The sequence below is a fragment of the Actinomadura sp. NAK00032 genome (genome assembly GCF_013364275.1).
Lineage (GTDB): Bacteria > Actinomycetota > Actinomycetes > Streptosporangiales > Streptosporangiaceae > Spirillospora.
The window spans coordinates 1173843-1196588 of record NZ_CP054932.1; the positions used below are offsets into that span (position 1 = coordinate 1173843).

The 22746-nt window shown below is 71.4% G+C and carries 20 protein-coding genes; 10 read left to right on the forward strand and 10 right to left on the reverse strand.

Annotated elements, in window-relative coordinates:
• Positions 1-190 precede the first annotated feature (190 nt).
• The 4 genes from HUT06_RS05575 to HUT06_RS05590 all read left to right on the forward strand — a co-directional run bounded on the left by HUT06_RS05575 (position 191) and on the right by HUT06_RS05590 (position 3250).
• The gene (locus HUT06_RS05575; protein WP_217711219.1) at positions 191-1519 is read left to right on the forward strand and encodes a glycoside hydrolase family 1 protein; all 1329 of its coding nucleotides are present in this window, start codon (positions 191-193) and stop codon (positions 1517-1519) included.
• Positions 1520-1585: 66 nt separating this feature from the next.
• The gene (locus HUT06_RS05580) at positions 1586-2215 is read left to right on the forward strand and encodes a nucleotidyltransferase (protein WP_176194719.1); all 630 of its coding nucleotides are present in this window, start codon (positions 1586-1588) and stop codon (positions 2213-2215) included.
• A gap of 31 nt (positions 2216-2246) precedes the next feature.
• Positions 2247-2492 (forward strand): BON domain-containing protein, encoded by a 246-nt coding sequence (locus HUT06_RS05585; protein ID WP_176194720.1) that lies wholly within the window; start codon positions 2247-2249, stop codon positions 2490-2492.
• Positions 2489-3250, forward strand: a complete 762-nt coding sequence (locus tag HUT06_RS05590) for a metallophosphoesterase (RefSeq protein WP_176194721.1) — start codon at positions 2489-2491, stop codon at positions 3248-3250. The genes HUT06_RS05585 and HUT06_RS05590 overlap by 4 nt, the downstream gene beginning before the upstream one ends.
• Positions 3251-3364: 114 nt before the next feature.
• On the opposite strand, the gene HUT06_RS05595 is transcribed toward HUT06_RS05590, so the two are convergent.
• Together HUT06_RS05595 and HUT06_RS05600 are read right to left on the reverse strand one after the other, a co-directional pair.
• Positions 3365-4384: a DNA topoisomerase IB gene (locus tag HUT06_RS05595; protein ID WP_176194722.1), complete on the reverse strand. Its 1020-nt coding sequence runs from the start codon at positions 4382-4384 to the stop codon at positions 3365-3367.
• A complete protein-coding gene (locus tag HUT06_RS05600; protein WP_176194723.1) occupies positions 4384-5232 on the reverse strand; it encodes an SDR family oxidoreductase in 849 nt (282 codons plus the stop codon). Before HUT06_RS05600 ends, HUT06_RS05595 begins: the two co-directional genes overlap by 1 nt.
• 197 nt (positions 5233-5429) lie before the next feature.
• Here HUT06_RS05600 and HUT06_RS05605 point away from each other — a divergent pair, with 197 nt between their 5' ends.
• The 5 genes from HUT06_RS05605 (at position 5430) to HUT06_RS05625 (ending at position 13261) form a co-directional block, all read left to right on the forward strand.
• Complete coding sequence (locus HUT06_RS05605) at positions 5430-6203, forward strand: SDR family NAD(P)-dependent oxidoreductase (protein WP_176194724.1); 774 nt, start codon at positions 5430-5432, stop codon at positions 6201-6203.
• A gap of 8 nt (positions 6204-6211) precedes the next feature.
• Entirely contained in the window at positions 6212-6976 is a 765-nt protein-coding gene (locus HUT06_RS05610; RefSeq protein WP_138641444.1) for a crotonase/enoyl-CoA hydratase family protein, read from the forward strand.
• 173 nt (positions 6977-7149) lie between these two features.
• Complete coding sequence (locus HUT06_RS05615) at positions 7150-8226, forward strand: hypothetical protein (protein WP_176194725.1); 1077 nt, start codon at positions 7150-7152, stop codon at positions 8224-8226.
• Positions 8227-8377: 151 nt separating this feature from the next.
• The gene (locus tag HUT06_RS05620) at positions 8378-11227 is read left to right on the forward strand and encodes a LuxR family transcriptional regulator (RefSeq protein WP_217711220.1); all 2850 of its coding nucleotides are present in this window, start codon (positions 8378-8380) and stop codon (positions 11225-11227) included.
• 192 nt (positions 11228-11419) lie between these two features.
• Positions 11420-13261 carry a M4 family metallopeptidase gene (locus tag HUT06_RS05625; protein ID WP_176194726.1) on the forward strand — a complete coding sequence of 614 codons (1842 nt, stop codon included), beginning with the start codon at positions 11420-11422 and terminating at the stop codon, positions 13259-13261.
• 55 nt (positions 13262-13316) lie between these two features.
• Here HUT06_RS05625 and pstB read toward each other — a convergent pair whose 3' ends face one another.
• The 5 genes from pstB to mshD form a co-directional block, all read right to left on the reverse strand.
• A complete protein-coding gene (gene pstB / locus HUT06_RS05630; protein WP_176194727.1) occupies positions 13317-14093 on the reverse strand; it encodes a phosphate ABC transporter ATP-binding protein PstB in 777 nt (258 codons plus the stop codon).
• 19 nt (positions 14094-14112) lie between these two features.
• Positions 14113-15009 (reverse strand): phosphate ABC transporter permease PstA, encoded by an 897-nt coding sequence (gene pstA / locus HUT06_RS05635; protein WP_176194728.1) that lies wholly within the window; start codon positions 15007-15009, stop codon positions 14113-14115.
• Positions 15006-15983, reverse strand: a complete 978-nt coding sequence (gene pstC, locus HUT06_RS05640) for a phosphate ABC transporter permease subunit PstC (RefSeq protein ID WP_176194729.1) — start codon at positions 15981-15983, stop codon at positions 15006-15008. The genes pstA and pstC overlap by 4 nt, the downstream gene beginning before the upstream one ends.
• Positions 15984-16072: 89 nt before the next feature.
• Positions 16073-17176: a phosphate ABC transporter substrate-binding protein PstS gene (gene pstS / locus HUT06_RS05645; RefSeq protein WP_176194730.1), complete on the reverse strand. Its 1104-nt coding sequence runs from the start codon at positions 17174-17176 to the stop codon at positions 16073-16075.
• A 273-nt stretch (positions 17177-17449) separates the two neighbouring features.
• Positions 17450-18310 carry a mycothiol synthase gene (gene mshD, locus HUT06_RS05650; RefSeq protein ID WP_254715001.1) on the reverse strand — a complete coding sequence of 287 codons (861 nt, stop codon included), beginning with the start codon at positions 18308-18310 and terminating at the stop codon, positions 17450-17452.
• 119 nt (positions 18311-18429) lie between these two features.
• Between mshD and HUT06_RS05655 the strand changes: the two genes are divergently transcribed.
• A complete protein-coding gene (locus HUT06_RS05655) occupies positions 18430-20115 on the forward strand; it encodes a bifunctional UDP-sugar hydrolase/5'-nucleotidase (protein WP_176194731.1) in 1686 nt (561 codons plus the stop codon).
• A 260-nt stretch (positions 20116-20375) separates the two neighbouring features.
• On the opposite strand, the gene HUT06_RS05660 is transcribed toward HUT06_RS05655, so the two are convergent.
• The 3 genes from HUT06_RS05660 to HUT06_RS05670 form a co-directional block, all read right to left on the reverse strand.
• Positions 20376-21542 (reverse strand): inorganic phosphate transporter, encoded by a 1167-nt coding sequence (locus HUT06_RS05660; RefSeq protein WP_302931780.1) that lies wholly within the window; start codon positions 21540-21542, stop codon positions 20376-20378.
• Complete coding sequence (locus tag HUT06_RS05665; RefSeq protein WP_176194732.1) at positions 21539-22156, reverse strand: DUF47 domain-containing protein; 618 nt, start codon at positions 22154-22156, stop codon at positions 21539-21541. The genes HUT06_RS05660 and HUT06_RS05665 overlap by 4 nt, the downstream gene beginning before the upstream one ends.
• A 348-nt stretch (positions 22157-22504) precedes the next feature.
• Positions 22505-22714: a hypothetical protein gene (locus tag HUT06_RS05670; protein WP_254715002.1), complete on the reverse strand. Its 210-nt coding sequence runs from the start codon at positions 22712-22714 to the stop codon at positions 22505-22507.
• Positions 22715-22746 lie beyond the last annotated feature (32 nt).

Here is a 22746-nt window from a genome sequence, read left to right on the forward strand (position 1 = left end):
GTCTGTGGCATGTATCACGTATCGGTAAATGTGGTTCATGTCTCCTTTTGTCCGCATGGGCGCCGGGGCAGGGCGGGCCGGTTGCGGACGGACGCGAGCACCGGATCCGGCCCGGCCGAGGGGTTGACGGACCGGATCCGGCCGCCTGTAGTCCGAAGGAGAAGCGGGTTCCGCCTTCGGAGGGAGTCCTGTGTTCGGCCGTGTGGTGTCAGGTCTCGTCCTGGTCGTCGGGCTCGTGGTGGCGCCGCCGGCCCTCGCCGACGGCGGCCCCCCGACCGCGAAGTTCCCGCCCGGCTTCCTCTGGGGCGTGTCCACGTCCGGCTTCCAGGGTGAGGGCCACTTCCCCGACAGCAACTGGACGCGCTACGCCGACCGCAAGGCGCCGGGCGTCACCGACCCCTACGGTGACTCCGTCGACTTCCTGCACCGCTACCCGTCCGACCTGAAACTCGCCAAGGAGCTCGGCGTGAACGTCTTCCGGACGTCCATCGAGTGGGCCCGCGTAGAACCGCGCCGTGGCCACCGTGACCCGAAGGCGCTCGCCTACTACGACGACCTCGTCCGCCGCATCAAGGCGAACGGGATGCGGCCCATGCTCACCCTCGACCACTGGGTGTATCCCGGCTGGGTCGCCGACCAGGGAGCCTGGGACAACCCGCGCACGCGGGACGACTGGCTCCGCAACGCCCGCTACGTCGTCGAGCGCTACAAGGGCCAGGGCGTCATCTGGATCACCTTCAACGAGGCCAGCGCCTACATCTACAAGGAGCTGACCACCCGTCCGATGGACCTCGGGCAGATGCTGAAGATGCGCGACGCCCTCATCAAGACGCACCGGGCCGCGTACGACATGATCCACAAGGTCGACCCGGGCGCCCTGGTGTCGAGCAACGTCGCCTACGGGACGGCCCTCAACGGCATCTTCGACGCGGCCATGTTCAACGACGTCACCGACAAGCTCGACTTCATCGGCATTGACTACTACTACGGCGCGAACCTGCAGAACTTCACCGCGGTGTACTCGCTCACCGGCGAGTTCTGGAAGATCGACCCAGAACCGGAGGGGCTGTACTACGTCCTGAAGAACTACCAGCGCCGGCTACCGCACCTACCGGTCTACGTCGTCGAGAACGGCATGCCGACCGACGACGGCAAGCCGCGCCAGGACGGCTACACGCGCACGGACCATCTCCGCGACCACATCTACTGGATCCAGCGCGCGATGGCCGACGGCGTGAAGATGATGGGCTACAACTACTGGAGCCTCACCGACAACTACGAGTGGGGCAGTTACCGGCCACGGTTCGGCCTCTACACGGTCGACGCGCTGACCGACCCCACCCTGGCGCGCCGTCCGACCGATGCCGTTCCCACCTACCGCTCGATCATCGCGAACCGGGGCGTCCCCGCCGGGTACGTGCCGGTGCGCACGCCCGGCTGGTGCTCGATCGAGGACCCCGTCGCGACCTGCCTGGGCACGACCCCCACCCCGCCCGCCGGGTACCGCCCGGCCGGGTGACGGCGGAGGCATGACCGGCGCCTCCCCGGGTACCGCCACCGCGAGCGCAATCGACCAGGGGAGCGCGTGGGGGACGTGCAGACGCAGCCGAAGGCCGCGACGCGCGGATCCGGCACCGCGGGACCGGGGCCCGGCTCGGGCGGCGTGGCGGACGATCTGCTGACCGCCCTGAAGCGCGCGGCGGCCGCACTCCGCGACGCCGGCATCGGCTACGCGCTCGCGGGCGGCTTCGCGGCGTACGCGCACGGCGCGGCCGTGTCGCAGCACGACGTCGACTTCGTGCTGCGTGAGCGGGACGTCCAGGCGGCGCTGGACGCGCTCGGCGCCGCGGGCATGACCCATCTGGAGAGCCCGGAGAACTGGCTGGAGAAGGCCTACGACGGCGAGCACGTCATCGACCTGATCCACACGCCGTCCGGCCGTCCGGTGGACGGCGGGCTGCTGGGCCGGGCCGAGGAGATGACGGTCGGCGCGGTGTTCATGCCGGTCCTGCCGGCCACCGACCTGATGGTCATGCGGCTGCTGGCGTTCACCGAGACCGCCTGCGACTTCAGCGGGTTCCTGCACGTGGGCCGGGCGCTGCGGGAGCAGGTGGACTGGCGGCGGGTCGCGGCGGAGACCGCCGAGTCCCCCTACGCGTACGCGTTCCTGACGCTGCTGGCCCGGCTGGACGTGATCGAGAAGGACGTGCTGTGAAGGACGTGCTGTGACCGGAAGGGGGCAGGCCATGACCGACATGTCGGGATACCTGGCCGCGCACATCCAGGAGCGGCTCGCCGCGGAGGCGTACGAGCTCGGCATCCGGGTGGACGTCCGCGGCGGCGTCGTGCACCTGCGCGGCGAGGTGGTGAGCGAGGAGCGGCGCCGGGCCGTCGAGGAGGCCGCGCGGGAGGCCGCCGAGGGCCGCGAGATCTGCAACGAGCTGCACGTCGTCGCGGTGCCCGAGCCCGAGGGAGAGGAGCAGATCTCATGATCCGTGTCGCCGCCGCGGGGGACCTGCACGTCGGGCCGGAGATGGCCGGGGAGTACCGGGCGCACCTGGCCGCGCTCGCCGACCAGGCGGACGTGTTCCTGGTCGCCGGCGACCTGACCCGGCACGGCACGGCCGAGGAGGGCGGGATCGCCGCCGGCGTGCTGCGCGACCTCGGGCTCCCGGTGGTCGCCGTGCTCGGCAACCACGACTACCACTCCGACGCCGAGGACGAGATCACCGGCGTGCTGCGGGACGCCGGCGTGACCGTCCTCGAAGGCGACGCCACCGTCCTGGACTGCGACGGGACGACCCTCGGCATCGCGGGCGGCAAGGGGTTCGGCGGCGGGTTCGAGGGCCGCTGCGCCAGCGACTTCGGCGAGCCGGAGATGAAGGCGTTCATCCGGCACACCAAGGACTTCGCCGACCGGCTGCACCTGTCGCTCACGGAGCTGGACGCCGACGTCACGGTCGCCCTCACGCACTACTCGCCGTCCGCGGACACCCTCGAAGGGGAGCCGCTGGAGATCTACCCGTTCCTCGGCAGCTACCTGCTGGGGGAGGCGATCGACGCGGCGGGCGTCGAGCTCGCCGTGCACGGCCACGCGCACAAGGGGACGGAGAAGGGCCTCACATCCGGCGGGATGCGGGTGCGGAACGTGGCGCTGCCGGTGCTGCAGCACGCCTATGCCGTGTACTGCCTGGAGGCGCCGGAACCGGCGGATCCCCATCGCGACCGGGAACGGGTGTCGGCCTGGTGACGTTCGCCTCTACAAGACGGGCCGGTGGGACGGCCGCGAGATCGCGTGGAGGGGAGTGCTCTCCCGGCCGCCCCACCGCCCGGTGCCCGCTCAGGCGGTCGCTCAGGCAGCCGCTCAGGCGGCCGAGCGCAGCAGGTCGAGGACGGCCTGCTCGACCGGGCCCTGCGTCGCCAGTTCGCCTTCCGACGCCTCGACGCCCAGCCGGCCGAGCACGGGCGCGACCGTCTCGCCGGCCTCGTAGCGCTCGATGATGCGCGGGTCGATGTAGGAGGCCCGCGCGACGGCGGGGGTGTTGCCGAGGTAGGCGGCGACCTCCTTCACGACCCGGACGATGGCGCGCCTGCGGGCGGTGCCGCTGCCGCCCGCGCGGACCGACACCGCGAGCCCGACCGCGGCGAGGACGGTGGCGTGCCAGGTGCGGAAGTCCTTGGCGGTGAAGTCGCCGCCGGTCACTTCCCGGACGAAGTCATTGATGTCGGACGTGGTGACGTCGTGCCAGCCGTCCCGCGTCCGGTAGGCGAGCAGCTCGGGGGCGTCGTCGGGGCGCCGCTTGAGGCCGCTGACGACCTTGCACACGTTCTCCTCGGCGACCGCGCGGTAGAGGTCCTTCGAGTCCTTGGCCGGATACTCGAACGTCACCTCGTCGCGGCGGCAGGTGACGTGCTCGCGCAGAACGGTCGCGAGGCCGAACGTGCCGTTCTCCGCCGCGTACGACTCCCCGCCGATGCGGAAGAAGCCGAGGTCGATGAGCCGGACGGCGGCGGCGAGCACCCGCTCGCGGGAGTAGCCGCGCCCGGACAGGTGCTCGTCGAGCGTGTGCCGCACCTTGGGCAGCCGCTCGGCCAGCTCTAGGACGTGCTCGTGCTTCTCCTGGTCGCGCTGCTCCCGCCATGCCTCGTGGTAGAGGTACTGGCGCCGTCCGGCCGCGTCGGTGCCCATCGCCTGGATGTGGCCGTCCGGGTCTGGGCAGATCCAGACGTCCTTCCAGGCGGGCGGTATGACGAGTGACCTGATGCGTGCCTTCTCCGTGGAGTCTTGTAGGGGGCGTCCGTCCGGCCCCAGGTACACGAAGCCCTTGCCGGCTCTTCGCCGTCCGTAGCCGGGTTCTCCAGTGTCGCTACGTTGCAGCTCCATCAGCCCGGGTGAATCTCCCCACCGGCCGGTACGAGCGTCTGCCCCGTGTAATAGGACGACTGGCGGTTGGCGGCGAAGAACACGTAGGACGGCGCTATCTCATCGGGATCGGCGGCCCGCCCCATCGGCGCGTTCTTGCCGAAGGACTCCACGCGCTCGGCGTCGAACGTGGCCGGGATCAGCGGCGTCCACACCGGGCCCGGCGCGACGCAGTTCACGCGGATCTCGCGGTCCATCAGGTTCTGGGCGAGGCTCGCGGTGAGCGACATGACCGCGCCCTTGCTGGCGGAGTAGTCGATGAGCGTCTTGTTGCCGCGCAGCCCGTTGATGGAGCCGGTGATGATGATGGACGAGCCCGGCCCCATATGGTCGAGAGCCTCCTGGATCGTCCAGAACACCGCGAAGACGTTCACCTCGAACGTGCGGCGGAGCTGCTCGCCGTCGATCTCCCGGACGTCCTTCACCGGCGTCTGCGTGCCGTGGTGCAGGACGAGCACGTCCAGCCCGCCGAGCTGCCGGACGGTGTGCTCGACGACCTCGCGGCAGTGCCGCTCCTCCGCCATGTCGCCGCCGAGCATGACGCAGCGCTGCCCGGCGTCCTCGACCAGGCTCGCGGTGTGCCGGGCGTCGTCGTCCTCCTCCAGGTAGGTGATCGCGACGTCGGCGCCCTCCTTGGCGAACGCGATCGCGGTGGCGCGCCCGATCCCCGAGTCGCCGCCGGTGATCAGCGCGCGACGCCCGTGCAGCAGATCGCTGCCGAGGTAGTCGCGCATCTCATCACGCGGTTCGGGTGCCATCTCCCCGGTCCGGCCGGGGTAGGACTGGCTCTGTGCCGGACGTTCGCTCATGCTCGGCTCCTCCCGGGCTCGACCCCGCCGTCCACATGACGCGGGTGCCCGGAGCTGCGCGGAGCAAACGCGGGCCCTATTGTAACCCGTGAGTAATAACGCGCTCGGCGATCCGCCGGGGTGTGAGCGGAGCGCGCGCCGACGTCTGGATAGCATCACCCCGAACCACATTCGGTCCCTCACGTAAGGTGTCGCTTATGGACCTGAACGGAGTTTCCGCCGTCGTATCCGGTGGCGCGAGCGGCCTCGGTGAGGCCACCGTCCGCGCGCTGGCCGCCGAAGGCGCCAAGGTGGTCGTCGCCGACCTGAACGAGGACAGGGGCAAGGCTCTCGCCGACGAGGTCGGCGGCGTCTTCGTCAAGACCGACGTCTCCAGCGAGGAGCAGGTGCAGGCCGCCGTCCAGGCCGCCGTCGACACCGGCGCCCCGCTGCGCGTCATCGTCAACAGCGCCGGGATCGGCTGGGCGTCGCGGACCGTGAACCGCGACGGCTCCCCGCACGACCTGGCCTCCTACGAGACCGTCATCCGGGTCAACCTGATCGGCACCTTCAACCTGATGCGGATCGGCGCCGCCGCCATCTCCAAGACCGAGCCGGCCGACGCCGACGGCCTGCGCGGCGTGGTGATCAACACCGCGTCCATCGCCGGCCTGGAGGGCCAGACCGGGCAGATCGCCTACTCCGCGTCCAAGGGCGGCATCATCGGCATGACGCTGCCGGCGGCCCGCGACCTCGCCGCGATCGGCGTCCGGGTCAACACCATCTGCCCGGGCATCATCGACACCCCGATCTACGGCTCGGGCGAGCAGGCGGAGGCGTTCAAGGCCAAGCTCGCCGCGCCCGTCCCGTTCCCGAAGCGGATGGGCAAGGCGTCGGAGTTCGCGCACCTCGTCAAGTCCCTGATCGAGAACGACTACATGAACGGCGAGACGATCCGCTTCGACGGCGGCATCCGCTTCCAGCCCAAGTGAGGCACTGAATGACCGACGCTGTTCTGACAGAGGAAGACGGCGCCGTCCTCGTCATCACCATCAACCGCCCGGAGGCCCGCAACGCGGTCAACGGCGAGGTGGCGCGGGGCATCGCGGCGGCCGTCGAGGAGCTGGAGTCCCGCAAGGACCTGTCCATCGGCATCCTCACCGGCGCGGGCGGGACGTTCTGCGCCGGGATGGACCTGAAGGGCTTCCTGACCGGCGACAACCCCGTCGTCGAGGGACGCGGGTTCGCGGGCCTCACCGAGCGCCCGCCGGCCAAGCCGATGATCGCCGCGATCGAGGGCTACGCCCTGGCCGGCGGCTGCGAGGTCGCGCTGTCCTGCGACATGATCGTCGCGGCGCGGGACGCCCAGTTCGGGCTGCCCGAGCCGAAGCGCGGCCTGGTCGCGGCCGGCGGCGGGCTGCTGCGGCTGCCGCAGCGCATCCCGTACCACATCGCCATGGAGATCGCCCTCACCGGCGACAAGTACCCGGCGGAGCGGATGGCCGAGCTCGGGTTCGTCAACCGGCTCGCCGAGTCCGGCGGCGCGCTCGCCGCGGCCAAGGAGCTGGCCCTCAAGGTCGCCGAGAACGCGCCGCTGGCGCTCGCGGCGACCAAGAAGGTCATCGTCGAGTCCGCCGACTGGACGACCGAGGAGGCGTGGAAGAAGCAGCAGGAGATCACCCTGCCGGTCTTCACCTCCAAGGACGCCCAGGAGGGCCCGGCGGCGTTCGCCGAGAAGCGCAAGCCGAACTGGAAGGGCGAGTAACCGCCCCTCCCGCGCCGAGCGCCCGGAACCCACCGCGGTTCCGGGCGCTTCGCCGTCCGGGCGCTTCGCCGTCCGGGGACGGCCTGTTCCGGACGGCCGCCGGGGTTTGTCTCGGCGTCGAGTAAGTGGTCGCGTACGCTGGCCGGGCTTGCTGTGATCTTGAAAGGACGCCCATGAGACGCAACGCGGCACTGGCGGTCGCCACCGCCCTGGCCTGCGCCGCCGGGACGGTCGCGACGGCCGCCCCCGCGCACGCCGCCGGCTGGACGGACGTGCCCACCGGAGCGGTCGCCTACAACGGCTCCCTCGACCGGGTCGACTTCGGCGCCGGGGGCGCCGGCTGGGCCGTCGGCGCCGCCGGCAACCTCTTCGGGCCCGAGGCCAAGATCGTCCGGTGGACGGGCTCCGGCTGGGCGGCCCAGCCGAGCCCGGTCGGCTTCACGCCGGTCGACGTGGCCGTGTCCGGGCCGTCCAAGGCGTGGGTCATCGGGTACAACCTGGGCGGTACGGTCGGCCTCTACTGGAACGGCACCGCGTGGAGCCAGGTCTCCTATCCGCTGGTGGGCTTCCCGAACGCCGTGTCCGCCGCGCCCGACGGCGCCGCCTACTCCATCGCCGGGCTCAACCAGTTCAACGGCGGCCCGAGCGCGATCCTGCGCTGGACGGGCAGCGCGTGGGTCGACCCGCAGGTCCCGCTGCCGCCGTCCTCGTCCATCACGGCCGTGGACGTCCGCGCCGCCGACGACGTGTGGCTCGCCGGGACGACCGCGGAGTCCGGGACGTCCGCGACCGGGCTCGTCGTGCACTTCGACGGGACGTCCTGGGAGCGGATCGACGTCCCCGGCTCGCTCGGCGCCCTCGGCTTCCAGGGCACCCTGTACCGCATCGTCGCCCACTCGCCAACGAACGTCTACGTGCTGCGCGTCCGGCAGAACGCCCAGATCACCAACGCGATCCAGCACTACGACGGCACGTCCTGGACGACCGTCGACATCCCGCTGAACGCGACCGGCCTCGGGATGTCGTCCGACGGGCGGGGCGGCGTGGTCGTGCTGCCCGTCACGACCGGCGCCAAGACCCGGTACCTGCACTACGACGGCTCGTCCTGGACGACGCTGGAGGGCCCGGCGCGCACCGGCACCGTCCAGGCGTCCGACGCCGACGCCCGCCCCGGCACGTCCGCCGTCGTGAGCACCGGCACCGCCACCGAGCCCACCAAGAAGGCGCCGTTCATCGAGCAGTTCGGCTGAGCCGGCCCCCGCCGCCCGTCCCGCCGCCCGTCCCGCTCGCCCCGGGCGGGACGAGCGGGACGGGCCACTGGGCGGAACGGCGGCGTTGTGACGGGGCCCCGCGCTGGTTATCGTCGGAGCGGCGTCCGATTTCTCCTGAAGGGAGCGATCAATGGACGTCCGCGCCGCGCCGCCGGTGGTCCGCACGGGGATGCCGTCCGCGCCGGCCGGGCGGTCCGCACTGCTCACGGCCCTGGAGTCCCGCCTCGCGGCGAACGGCAGCGTCGTGCTGACCGGCCCCAGCGGCATCGGCAAGACGGCGCTGCTGGAGGCCGCCGGGGCCGCGGCGGCCGCGCGCGGCGAGCTGGTGCTGCGGACCGCCGGGACCGAGACCGAGCGGTGGGTGCCCTGCTCGGGGCTCGCGGAACTGCTCGACCAGCTGCCCGCACCGCTCACCGACCCGCTGCCCCGCGAGCGGCTGACCGGCCTGCCCGAGCCCGCCGAGCATCCGGACCCGGACACGAACGCCGGTACCGGCCATGTCGCGTGCCGGCTGTCGTTTCGCGGGCTGCTCGCCCGGTGCGCCGACGAGCGCCCCGTCCTCCTGCTCGTGGACGACGCGCAGTGGCTGGACGCCGAGTCGGCCGACGCCGTCCGCTACGCGGTGGGACGGCTCGCGGCGCGGGGCGTGCGCGCCGTCGCCGCCGGGCGCTGGCCGGACGGGTTCGCCGCCGGCGACGGGAGCGGCGCGCCCTGGGCCCCGGCTCCGGGCGCCCTCCACCTGCCCGTCCCGCCGCTCGGCCCGGACGAGCTGGCCGAGATGTTCGACAGCTACGGCCTCCCGGTGCGGGTGGTGAACACGCTGCACTCCGACTCCGGCGGCAACCCCTACCTCGCGCTCGCGCTCGGCGGCGCGTTCACCGACCGCATCCCGCGGCACTGGCGGCCCGCGCCGCTGCCGCAGCGGGTCCGGTCGGTGATCGAGGAGCGGCTGGCGCGGCTGCCCGCCGAGGCCCGTGAGACATTGCTGACGGCGGCGCTCGCGATCCGGCCGACGACCGACCTGCTGTGCCGGGCCGGCCGTGCCGGGGCGGTGCGCGACGTCCGGCTCGCGGCCGGGCTCGGGCTGCTCATCACCGAGGGCGGCGGCATCCGCTTCACGCCGCCCGCCGTCGGAACCGTCCTCGCCGAGTCCGCCGGCGCGCCGCACCTCGCGCGGGTGCACCGGGCGCTGGCCGCCGCCGTGCCGGACGCGGCGGGCCGGACCCGGCACCGCGCCCTCGCCGCCCCCGGCCCGGACGCGGAGCCGGCCCATTCGCTGGTCACCGCCGCCGAGCGGGCCGTCCGGCAGGGCTCGCACCGGATGGCCGCCGAACTGTACCGGCTGGCCGCCGACCGGTCCCCGGCCGAGCCCGCCGCCGAGCGGCTGGAATGGCTGGTCGCGGCGGCCGAGACGGGCGCCAACGGCGGCCTGCCCGACCTGGTGCACCGGGCCGCCGAGGCGGTGCTCGCCGCCGACGCGTCCCGCGCGCAGCGGGTGCGGGTCAGGCTCGCGCTGCTGGACCTGTCCGGGCAGGGGCTGGCCGAGATGGGGGAAGTCTTCGCCGCCGCCTTAGTGGACGCAGACGGCGACCCCGCGCTGCTCGGGCCGCTGCGGCTGCGCATGGCGCTCGGCGCACTGGTGAACGGTGCCCCCGCGCGCGCTGAGCATGAGGCCAACGGCACACTGGCCCACGCACGCGCGACCGGCGACACGGCCCTCGAAGCCAAGGCGCTCGCCGTCCGAGCCAACATCGCGCTTATCGAGGGACGGGACGACTACACCACCGACCTGCGCCGCGCCCGGCACCTTCCAGAGCCGCCCCTGGACGGCCAACTGCACATGACCCCGCGCTACCTGGCCGCGTACTGCGCCGTGTTCGAGGACAGGCTGGCCGAGGCCAGGGAAGACCTGCTGCGGATGCTCGCGCTCGTCGAACGCGGCTCCGGGGAAGAGGTCGTGCACGTCCTGCGGAACCTGTCGGAAGTCGCCGTCCTCACAGGCCGGTGCAGGGAGGCGCTCGACTTCGCCGACCGGGCCATGCGCATCACCGAGGACGCCGCGCTCAGCCCTGGCCCGGCCTGGTACCACGGCGCGCTGGCGGAACTGGCAGGCGGCAGCGTCCGGCGCGCGGTGGCGCTCGCCGAACGAGGGCTGCGGGCGTCCGAGCAAGAGGACGACGTCATCTTCCAGAGCCGCCTCCTGCACGTGCTCGGCGTGGCACGGATGCGGCTGGGGGAGATGCGCGAAGGCGTCGAGACCCTGGAGCGCATCGACGCGCTCGGCGACGGGCGCGGGCTGCTGTCCCCGCTCGTCCTGCGCAGGCACGGCGACCTGGCGCAGGGGCTCGTTGCCCTAGGCGACACCGAGCGGGCGGCGGAGGTGATCCGCGCGACCCGGCTCGCGGTCGGCGACCGGCCGCGCGGCATCGGCGTCATAGGACGCCTGGACCGCGCCGAGGCGTGCCTGCTCGCCGCACGCGGCGAACCGGACGCGGCCGTCAGGCTGCTGCGCCGCACGGCGGCGCTGTTCGAGCGGCTGGGCCAGCCCCTGGAGGCCGGGCACTGCCTCCTCGAACTGGCCCGCGTCGAACGCCGCCGGCGGCGCGCGAGCAGCGCCCGGGAGGCCGTCTCGGCGGCGCTGGAGACGTTCGTCCGGTGCGAGGCACGGCCCTGGGTGGAGCACGCCCGGCACCGGCTCGCGCGGCTCGACGACACCGGGCTGCGGGACGGGCCCGCGCCGCCGCCCGGCCACGCGGCGCTCAGCGACGGCGAGCGGCGGATCGCGGTGCTCGTCGGGCAGGGCGCCACCAACCAGCAGGTCGCGAACCGGCTGTTCCTCAGCGTGAAGACCGTCGAGGCGTCGCTCACCCGCGTCTACCGCAAGCTCGGCATCCGCTCGCGCGCGCAACTCGGCGCGCTGGTCGCCGGGCTCGACGGGCTCGACGGGCTGGACGGGCCGGAGGCCACCCTCACCCGGTAGTCCACCCCCGCGGCCGTAGGGATTCCCCTTGCGTTGCGGGCGGCGTCCCTACGGCATCCCTAGCGCGGCGAACTATGCGGTGACTTGCCCGGAAATGCATGCGAACGTTCCCGAGGCGAACCCGCCCATCACTCCGGAGCCCCGGCGGGCGCCACCGCGCGCGCCGGGGCGAGCCCCCGAAGGAGTCACCGCGTGAGATCCACGACCCCCGCACGCGCCCACCGGCGCACCGCCCTGCGCCGCGCCGCCCTGAGCAGCGCGCTCGTCACCGCCGCGGCGACCGCCGCGCTCGGCCTCCAGGCGGGGACGGCCACCGCCGCCCCCGCCCAGGCCGTCCCGGCGCAGGCCCCCCGCCCCGCCGACCCCGGCCAGCTGCCCGCCAAGGTGAGCGCCAAGGAGTACAAGGCGCTCGTCGGCCGGGCCAGGGCGCAGCAGGACGAGACCGCGTCGCAGCTGAAGCTCGGCGCCAAGGTCGAGCTGAAGGCGAAGACCGTCGTCAAGGACAGGGACGGCACCACCCACACCCACTACACGCGCACCTACGACGGGCTGCCCGTCCTCGGCGGCGACCTCATCGTCCACCGGGCCCCGTCCGGCTCGATCGCGCGCGTCACCCAGGACGCGACCCGCCCGCTGAAGGTCGACACGGCGCCGAACACGCTGGTGTCCACGCGTCCGGCGACGCCGAAGGCGAAGGGCAGCGTCGCCCCGCGCAAGGTCGTCTGGATGGCGGACGGCGAGCCCGTCCTCGCCTGGGAGACCGTCGTCGGCGGCACGCAGCGGGACGGCACCCCCAACCGGCTGCACGTCATCACCGACGCCCTCACCGGCAAGAAGATCGTCGAGTGGCAGGGCGTGCAGACCGGTACCGGCAACAGCCAGTACTCCGGCACGGTCCAGCTCGGCACCACCAGCTCCGGCGGCTCCTACGTCCTGCGCGACACCGGTCGCGGCAACCACGACACCACCAACCTCAACGGCGCCACGTCCGGCCGGGGCACCCTGTTCACCGACAGCGACGACGTCTGGGGCACCGGCTCGCCGAGCAGCCCCCAGACCGCGGCCGTCGACGCCGCCTACGGCGCCGGCGAGACCTGGGACTTCTACAAGAACGTCTTCGGACGGTCCGGCATCCGCGGCGACGGCGTGGGCGCGTACTCGCGCGTCCACTACAGCAGCGGCTACGTCAACGCCTTCTGGGACGACTCGTGCTTCTGCATGACGTACGGGGACGGCCAGGGCAACAGCAGGCCGCTGACCGAACTCGACGTGGCCGGGCACGAGATGACGCACGGCGTCACGTCCAACACGGCGGGCCTGATCTACCAGGGCGAGTCCGGCGGGCTGAACGAGGCGACGTCCGACATCATGGCCACCGCCATGGAGTTCTGGTCGAACAACGCCAGCGACGTGGGCGACTACCTCATCGGCGAGAAGCTGAACATCCGCGGCGACGGCGCCCCGCTGCGGTACATGGACCGTCCCAGCAAGGACGGCAGCTCGCTCGACAACTGGTCGCCGAACGCCGGGAACGTCGACGTCCACTACTCCTCGGGCATCGCGAACCACTTCTTCTACCTGCTGTCCGAGGGCAGCGGCTCGAAGGTGATCAACGGCGTGCAGTACAACTCGCCGACCGCCGACGGGCAGCCCGTCACCGGCATCGGCCGGGAGAAGGCCGCCGCGATCTGGTACAAGGCGCTCACCGAGGAGATGCGGCCGACCACGAACTACGCCGACGCGCGCCGCGCCACCCTCGCCGCCGCGTCCGGCCTGTACGGGGCGACGAGCGCCGAGTACGCCGCGACCGCCAACGCGTGGGCCGGCGTGAACGTCGGCGGCCGCGTGGACGACCCGGGCGACCCCGGCCCCGGCGACCCCGGCGACCCGAGCGGCACATGGGCGGTCGGCACCGCCTACAACGTCGGCGACGTCGTCACCTACGACGGCGCGTCCTACCGGTGCCTCCAGGCGCACACCGCCCTGCCCGGCTGGACCCCGCCGAACGTCCCCGCCCTCTGGGAACAGGTCTGACCGCTCGCTGCAAGCCACGGCGTCCCCTCCCCGGGGGCGCCGTGGCCGCGAGGGGTCAGCCGAAGCGGCCGGTGATGTAGTCCTCGGTGGCCTTCTGCTCCGGGTTCGCGAAGATCTTGCTGGTGTCGTCGATCTCGATGAGCTTGCCCGGCTTGCCGGTGCCGGCGATGTTGAAGAACGCCGTGCGGTCGCTGACCCGGGCCGCCTGCTGCATGTTGTGCGTGACGATCACGATCGTGTACTGGGTCTTCAGCTTGTCGATCAGGTCCTCGATCGCGAGCGTGGAGATCGGGTCGAGCGCGGAGCACGGCTCGTCCATCAGCAGCACCTGCGGCTGGACGGCGATCGCGCGGGCGATGCAGAGGCGCTGCTGCTGCCCGCCGGACAGCCCCGCACCGGGCTTGGCGAGCCGGTCCTTGACCTCGTTCCACAGGTTGGCGCCGCGCAGCGACTCCTCGACGATCTCGTCCAGCCGGGACTTGCGCCGCACGCCGTTCAGCTTCAGCCCGGCGGCGACGTTGTCGTAGATCGACATGGTGGGGAACGGGTTGGGCCGCTGGAACACCATGCCGACGACGCGGCGCACCGCGACGGGGTCGACCGAGGAGTCGTACAGGTCCTCGTCGTCCAGCATGACCTTGCCCTCGACGCGCGCGCCCGGGATGACCTCGTGCATCCGGTTCAGCGTGCGCAGGAAGGTGGACTTGCCGCAGCCCGACGGCCCGATGAACGCGGTCACCGAGCGGGGCTCGATCGTCATCGAGATGTCCTCGATGGCGTGGACGCCGCCGTAGTAGGCGTGGAGCCCGGAGACGTCGATCCGCTTGGCCATGGGTTGTCCTTTCTGAGGGTCAGCGGCTCGTGGGCGCGGTGCGCCGGGCGACGAGGCGGGCGACCAGGTTGAGCAGCATGATGATCCCGATCAGCACGAGCGCGCCCGTCCAGGCCCGGTCGATCGAGTGCTGGCTGGGGTCGGCGGCCTGCTCCCAGATGAAGGTGGGCAGGGACGCCTGCGGGCCCGTGAACGGGTCGTTGTTGATCGCCTTGGTGAAGAAGATCGTGAGCAGCAGCGGCGCCGTCTCGCCCATCACGCGGGCGACGGCCAGCATCACGCCGGTGACGATCCCCGTCATCGCCGTCGGCAGGACGACGAAGCAGACCGTCCGCCAGCGCGGCACGCCGAGCGCGTAGGACGCCTCGCGCAGGTCGTTCGGGACGAGCTTCAGCATCTCCTCCGCGGCGCGCACCACGGTCGGGATCATCAGGATCGTCAGCGACAGCGCCCCGGCGAAGCCGGAGAAGCCGAACCCCATCGTCAGCAGCCACAGCGCCAGCACGAACAGGCCCGCGACGATCGACGGGATGCCCGTCATCACGTCCACGGTGAAGCTGATCAGCTTGCCGAGCCGCCCGTTGCCGGCGTACTCGACCAGGTAGATCGCGGTGAGCAGGGCGAGCGGCACGGCGATCACGGTGGTGATCGCGACCTGCTCCAGGGTGCCGATGATGGCGTGGTAGGCGCCGCCGCCGGGGTCGCTGCCGCTGACCGCGTTCATCGAGAACTGGAAGAACGTCAGGTCGAGCCGCTTGGCGCCGTTGACGACGACCGTCCACAGCACCGAGACCAGCGGGACGACGGCGAGCGCGAACGCCAGATAGACCAGCCCCTGGACGAGCCGGTCCTTGATCTTGCGTCCCGCCGACACCGAGGTGAGGCTGCCGCCCTTGCGGGTGGAGACGGTGGTCACGCGAACTCCTTCCGCCGCGCGACGACCGCGCGGGCGGCCATGTTGACGACCAGGGTGATCACGAACAGCACCAGCCCGGAGGCGATCAGCGCGCCGCGCCCGGTGACGGACGCCTCGGCGAAGCTGTTGGCGATGTTCGCGGCGAACGTCGCGCCGCCGTTCTCCAGCAGGTGCCAGTTGATCCCGGGCACGAACGTCAGCACCATCGCGACGGCGATCGTCTCGCCCATCGCGCGGCCGAGGCCGAGCATCGAGGCGCCGATCATGCCGGACCGCCCGTACGGCAGCACCGCCAGCCGGATCATCTCCCAGCGGGTCGCGCCGATCGCCAGCGCCGCCTCCACGTTGGCCCGCGGGACCTGGAGGAACACCTCCCGGGAGATGGACGAGATGATCGGCAGGATCATGATCGCCAGCACCACCGAGGCGGTGAAGATCGAGTTCTTGCCGGGGCTGTCGCCGCCGAACAGCGGGATCCAGCCGAGGCCGGCGTTGAGCGCCTTGCTGATCCCCTCCATGTGCTGGGACAGGAACGCCAGGCCCCACAGGCCGTACACGATGCTGGGCACGGCGGCGAGCAGGTCGACGACGTAGCCGAGCCCGGACGCCAGCCGGCGCGGCGAGTAGAACGAGATGAACAGCGCGATCCCGATCGCCACCGGCGTCGCCATGAGCATCGCGAGCAGCGACGAGATCACCGTGCCGAACGCCAGTTGCGCGATGCCGAACTCCGGCGGCGTCGCGTTCGGGTTCCACTCCTCGGTGGTGAGGAAGTTCGCCTCGTTGTCCCGCAGGGCGGGGATGGCCTTCCAGACGAGGAACGCCGCGATCGCGGCGACGATCGCCAGCACGGCGATGCCGGAGCCGCGGGCGGCGCCGGCGAAGATCTTGTCTCCGGCCCGTCCGGTGCCCATCGACGCGGCGGCGCGGTCCCGGGTGCCGGCGTGCGCCTCGACGCCGGTCTCGGTGGTCATGGGGGAACCTCCTTCGATGACGTCGGAACCCACGTCGGCCCCGCCGCCGAGGTCGTCGGCGGCGGGGCTGCGGGTGCCGTCGCTCTTGGTCAGGACAGGGCCTTCACGGACGCCTGGACCTTGGTGAGCACGCTCTGCGGCAGCGGGGCGTACCCGAGGTCGGTGAGGATCTTCTGACCGTCCGCGCTGGAGGTGTAGGTGAGGAAGGACTTGACGAACCCGGCCTGCTCGGCGGGCAGCCCCTTCTCACACGCGATCTCGTAGGTGACCAGGACGATCGGGTAGGCGCCCGGCTCCTTGGTCGCGTAGTCGATCTCCAGCGCGACGTCGTTGCCGGTGCCGGTGATCTTCGCCCCGGCGACGGCCTTGGACGCGCTCTCCGGCGACAGCTCGGTGTACTCGCCGGCGCCGTTCTTCACGTGGGCGGTCTGCAGCTTGTTGTTCTCCGCGTACGACATCTCCACGTAGGAGATGGCGCCCTGGGTGCTCTTCACCTGGCTGGTGACGCCGTCGGACTTGGCCGCGCCCTGGCCGGTGGAGTTCGGCCACTTCTTGGCCTTCTCCCACGTCCAGACCTTCGGGACGACCGTGTGGAGGTAGTTGGTGAAGTTGTCCGTCGTGCCGGACTCGTCCGAGCGGTAGATCGGCTTGATGTCGGAGTCGGGCAGCTTGGCGCCCGCGTTCTCCCCGGCGATCGCCGGATCGTTCCACTTCTTGATCTTGCCGGAGAAGATCTTGGCGATGTTCTCGGGCGACAGCTTCAGCCCGTCCACGCCCTGCACGTTGTAGACGACCGCGACCGGCCCGACGACCATCGGCAGGTTCAGCGCGGCGCCGCCCTCGCAGCGCTTCTGCGCGGCCGCGGCCTCCTCGGGCTTGAGCGCCGAGTCGGAGCCGGCGAACGACACCTGCCCGCTGGTGAACGCCTGGATGCCGGCGCCCGAGCCGCTCGGGTTGTAGTTCAGGTTGGCGCCCGCGCACTTGCTGGAGTAGAGCTTCGTCCACTCCTCGATCGCGTTCTTCTGCGCGCTCGACCCGGCCGCGTTGACGCTGGCCTTGGCGCAGTCGATGTCGCCGGCCGGCGCGCTGCTCGAGCTCGCCGTCGTGTTGTTGTCGCTCCCGCAGGCGGACAGGGCCAGCGCGCCCGCGACGACCACACCGCCCAGGGCGGCGAGTCGGGAACCGTTCTTCACCGGAGGGTCTCCTCTTAGATTTCGTCGGCCGGGTCTGCCCGCGCCGTCCTTGCGCACCGTCGTCGGGCGGGGTCGGACGGTGGGTTCGCCGTCGAATGCGACGCTAAGCAGGCGAGGTGACCAGCCGCCCCGATCCAGGTGAACGGCAGATGAACGCGGCCGAGCACGATCGCGAAGAATGCCCCGATTTGCGATGGACGCCGGGTTAACGGCGCAGCTCAGACAGTCAAAAACCCGGTCGAGGCTCGCTCAACCGGGTTTAGCGCCCGAGGGTCAGGCGTACATGACGTCGACGGCGTACCGGGCGAAGCCCAGCGACTCGTACAGGCGGACGGCCGCGACGTTCGACTCGTCCACGTACAGCATGATCTGGTCCATTCCTGTGGAACGCAGATGATGCAGCCCCACCAGGGTCAGCGTGCGCCCGAGCCCGAGGCCCTGCGCGTCGGGGTCGACGCCCACGACATAGACCTCACCGATCTTGCCGGGATGCACCTTCGTCCAGTGGAACCCGGCGAGCCGCCCCTCCCGCTCGGCGAGGAAGAACCCGGCCGGATCGAACCACTCCTCGGCCTCACGCGCCTGGACGTCCTCCATGGTCCAGGCACCCTGCTCAGGATGATCGGCGAAGGCCCGCGCGTTCACCGCGAGCCAGGCCGACTCGTCCCGCCCGGGCTCGAAGGCGCGGATGCGCACCCCATCGGCAACGCGCGCCTCCGGCAGAGGCTCAGACGCCGGACGCCGCAACTGGAACAGGGCACGGACCCGAGCCATCCCCTCCGACTCCGCCAGCGCCGCCGCGGCCGGAAGATCGCCATGCGCCCAGACCCGCACGCCGGCCTCCTCCCGCAGCGCCCGCAACAGCAGACGCCCGTGCCCCCGCCGCCGATGCTCCGGATGAACGACCAGCTCACCCGCCGCCGGCTCATCCTCCACAGCCGGGTCGAAATGCGCGTAAGCGACAACGACCCCACCCTCGACAACCGCCGGCCCCGACCGCCCACCACGCAACGCGAGCAAGGCATGCTCGGACAACGGCCCGACCCCGTCGACCCGCGCCGCCGCCTCGACCAGCGCCAGCGCCTCCGCGACCTCGGCCTCACCAAGCGTTCCGCGCGCCCGCAGCTCACCCACGCCGCCACCCTATGCGCCGCGACCACCGCGAAGATCGTCCGGGGGCCCTGATCGATTTGTCACAGAAACGTCACCGCACCGCCGAAATCCGTATGCCGGGCGAACCTACCGTCCACAGAATGACTCGACGACGCACCATCCTGGCCTGCGCCGCGGCGGGGCTGACGGTCATGGGCCCGGCCGCGCAACCCGCCGCCGCGCGCCCCGCGCCGACCGCGTCCGTGCGGCTCCTCGCGCTCAACGACTTCCACGGCAACCTGGAGCCGCCCTCGGGGAGCTCGGGCAGGGCCGTCGACGAGGACGGCAACACCGTCCTCGCGGGCGGGGCCGCCTACATCGCGGCCCACCTCAAGCAACTGCGGAACCGCGACACCCTCACCGTCGCCCAGGGCGACCTGATCGGCGCCTCACCGCTGATCTCCGCCGCCTACCACGACGAACCGTCGGTGCAGTTCCTCGGCGACGTCGGCGTCACGGCCTCCGCGGTCGGGAACCACGAGTTCGACGAGGGCTACCAGGAGCTGCTGCGCATCCAGAACGGCGGCTGCCACCCCGTCGACGGCTGCTCGCCCGAAGGCGCCTGGCACGGCGCGAAGTTCGACTACCTCGCCGCGAACGTGCTGAAGAAGCAGGGCCACCACGAGCGGCCCGCCATGAAACCCTGGACGATCCGCCGCATCAACGGCGTCCGGGTCGGCTTCATCGGCGTCGTCACCAAGACCACCCCGAGCATCGTCACCGCCGAGGGCATCAAGGGCCTGACGTTCGACGACGAGGTCGCCGCAGCGAACCGCGCCGCCCGCGAGCTGAAGCGCCGCCACGTCCGCGCGATGGTGCTGCTCGTCCACGAGGGCGACCAGGTGAAGGCCGGCACCCGCCCCGACGAGTGCGGCATCGTCCCCGGCGCCGGCTCGCGCATCGCGCAGCAGGCCGACCCCGAGATCGACATGGTCCTTTCGGGCCACACCCACCAGCAGTACGTCTGCTCGGTCAAGGACCCGAACGGCCGCCCGCGCCTGTTCTCCTCAGGCTCCTCCTTCGGCCGCGTGATCACCGAGGTGAACCTCAAGGTGAACCGGCGCACCGGCGACATCGTCCGCTCCTCCGTGAAGGCGGACAACCACGTCGTCACCCGCGACATCGCCCCGGACCCGGCGACGGAGAAGTTCGTCCAGACCTGGAAGGACCGCGTCTCCGTCATCGCCGACAAGCCCATCGGCAAGATCACCGCGGACCTGACCCGCACCCCGTCCCCCGCAGGCGAGACCGCACTGGGCGACGTCATCGCCGACGCCCAGCTAGCAGGCACCAAGGACCTGGGCGCCCAGGTCGCCCTCATGAACCCCGGCGGCGTCCGCACCGACCTCACCTACGCCGCCAGCGGCTCCGAGGGCGACGGCGTCGTCACCTACGGCGAGGCCTTCGCCGTCCAGCCCTTCAGCAACGTCATGGGCGTGACGTCCCTGACCGGCGCCCAACTCGACGCCCTCCTGGAACAGCAGTGGACGTCCGCCGGCGAGAAGATCCTCCAGCCCTCCGCGAACCTGCACTTCACCATCAACCGCACCAACCCCGTAGGCGACCGAGTCTCCGCCATCACCATCGACGGCACCCCGATAGCCCCGACCACCACCTACAAGGTCGCCGCGAACAACTTCCTCTTGGGCGGCGGCGACGGCTTCACAGTCTTCACAGAGGGCCAAGACCAAGTCCTAGGCGCCATAGACCTGGACACCTTCGTCACGTACTTCAACACCCAAGGCACCATCACACCCCCACCCCTAACCCGCATCACCACCCAATAAGAACCACGAACAGCCACCGTGGCCCCGGGCCACACCCCACCAAATCCAGAGGGCTTTCGCCTCAGGGTTTGAAGCTCAGCCACCGGCCACGGGTCGGGCGGCCGGAGGGCGCCCTAGCGCCCGGAGGTCGCCCGACCCCCCGAGCCGGGCGACCGCAGCGACACGACGAGAACCCGCACGGTCACAGCACACCGGAACCGTGGCGTGAGGATCGACCGGCTCGTGACGGGGGGATTGGGGGGTCGCCCCCCCCAATAAAATCAAGCCCCGAAGAAGTGGACCGCGTAGTAGACGACGGCGGCGACCAGGGCGGCCGCCGGCATGGTGAGGACCCAGGCGACGAGGATGTTGCCGGCGACGCCCCAGCGGACGGCGGACAGGCGCTTGGTGGCGCCCGCTCCCATGATCGCTGAGGTGATCGTGTGGGTGGTGGAGATTGGAGCGTGCCAGATGAAAGCGGTGGTGTAGAGGACGACGGAGGCCGTCGCTTCGGCGGCGAAGCCCTTCGGCGGGTCGACCTCGATGACCTTGCGGCCGAGCGTCCGCATGATGCGCCAGCCGCCCGCGTACGTGCCGGCGGACAGGGCGCCCGCGCAGACGATGACCACCCACCAGGGGACGGTGCTGCCGTCCGCGTGCCCGGTGGTGACGAGCGCGAGGACGATGATGCCCATGGTCTTCTGCGCGTCCTGCAGGCCGTGGCCGAGGGCGAGGGACGAGGCGGACATGGTCTGCGCGATGCGGAACCGGCGGCCTATCCGGCTGGGGTTGGCCCGCCGGAAGATCCACAGGATGGCCACCATCGCGAGGTAGGCGAGGCAGAACCCGACGACCGGTGACAGCACCATCGGGACGGCGACCTTCTCGACGACGGTGTGCCAGTTCACCGCCGACACCGACGCCAGGCCGGCGCCGACGACTCCGCCGATGAGGGCGTGCGAGGACGACGACGGCAGCCCGAAGTACCAGGTGATGAGGTTCCAGGTGATGGCGCCGAGCACGCCGGCGGCGACGACGGTGAGGCCGTGCAGCCCGGACGGGGGTGTGATGACCTCGCTGACGGTCTTGGCGACGCCGACCCCGAGCAGCGCGCCGATCATGTTCATGGCGGCGGCCATGCCGAGTGCGACGCGCGGTGTCAGCGCGCGGGTCGAGACGGCGGTGGCGATCGCGTTGGCGGCGTCGTGGAAGCCGTTGGTGTAGTCGAAGACCAGCGCCACGACGATGACGAGGACGAGGACGGCCATCTGCGCGTCGGACCGGAGCCCGAGCGCGCCGCCGATCATGACCAGCAGGATGCCGGCCAGCAGCAGCAGCCAGGCCCGGCCGGTGACCCGGCGCGTGGCCTGCTCGCCAAGGGAGGCGGGATCGTCCTCCGCGGACGGGTCCCGGGTGACGGTCACGCCGGGATCCTTGGCTGCGCTCATGATTCCTTGACCGCGATGGTCTCGACCGTGTTGGCGACGTGCTCGAACGCGTCGGCGGCGTCCTCCAGCCGGTCGATGACCTGCTTCAGCTTCAGCACCGTCAGCGTGTCGTACTCGCCGCTGAACAGCTGTGCGAGCAGCTTGCGGTACACCTGGTCGCCCTGGTTCTCGAGCCGGTTGATCTCGATCCAGTACTCGTTGAGCTCCTTCATCGAGCGCAGCCGCGGCATGGCCTCGGCGGTGAGCTCGGCGGCGCGCTCCAGGACCTCCACCATGTTGACGATGCCTTTGGGGAACTCGTCGATCTTGTAGAGGACGACGAGGTCGGCGGCCTCCTCCATCTCGTCCATGACGTCGTCTATGGACGAGGCGAGCTGGTAGATGTCCTCGCGGTCGAACGGCGTGATGAACGTTTCGTTCAGGCGGCGCATGATCGCGTGGGTGCATTCGTCACCCGCGTGCTCGCAGGCGCGCATCTTCTCCGCGATGGCCGCCCGGTCGGCGCCGTCGCTGATGAGTTCCACGAGGAGCCTGGCGCCGGTGACCAGGTTGTTCGCCGAGTCGGTGAACATGTCGTAGAAGCTGTCCTCACGCGGCGTGAGACGCAAGCGCACGTCGTTCTCCTGATGTGCTGGAACAGTCCGCAGAGGATCGTAGGCGCTACCCGCCGTAAAAAGAACCTTTGCCCCAGCTTCGGCTGGTGTCACCCATCCTCTCACCTACAAGATTGCCCTAGATCGGCAGGTACATACCCTTGGCGCCGGGCCCTATCTGGAGGAACGCCCGCCGTTTGCGGGGCTTCCGGCGGCGGCGGGAGCCGCGCGGAGGTGACCGGAAGTGAGATTCATTACATCACCCGCCCGTGACCTGCGGCGGGCCGACGGCGCCGGGGCCGGAAATGACGAACCGGGGACGCCCCGAATCTCGGCGTCCCCGGAACCCAGCGAGCCCGGGACCTGCTTCTAGTCCTGCGGTGTCAGCTCGCGACGACCGGCTTCGTCGGACCGTACTCCGAGCACCATGTCGATTTCCGCGATGGTCAGCGGCCGCTCCGCCGCCGCCACCGCACTGAGCATCTCGGCATAGAGTTCGATCTCGTCCAGCGCAACACGGTCGTGGACGCGCAGATCAAGGTTCTGGCGCACCGCGTCCACCTCCCGTTCGTTCCCCACACCCAAGTCGAGGCTACGCTCACGGCCCCGAC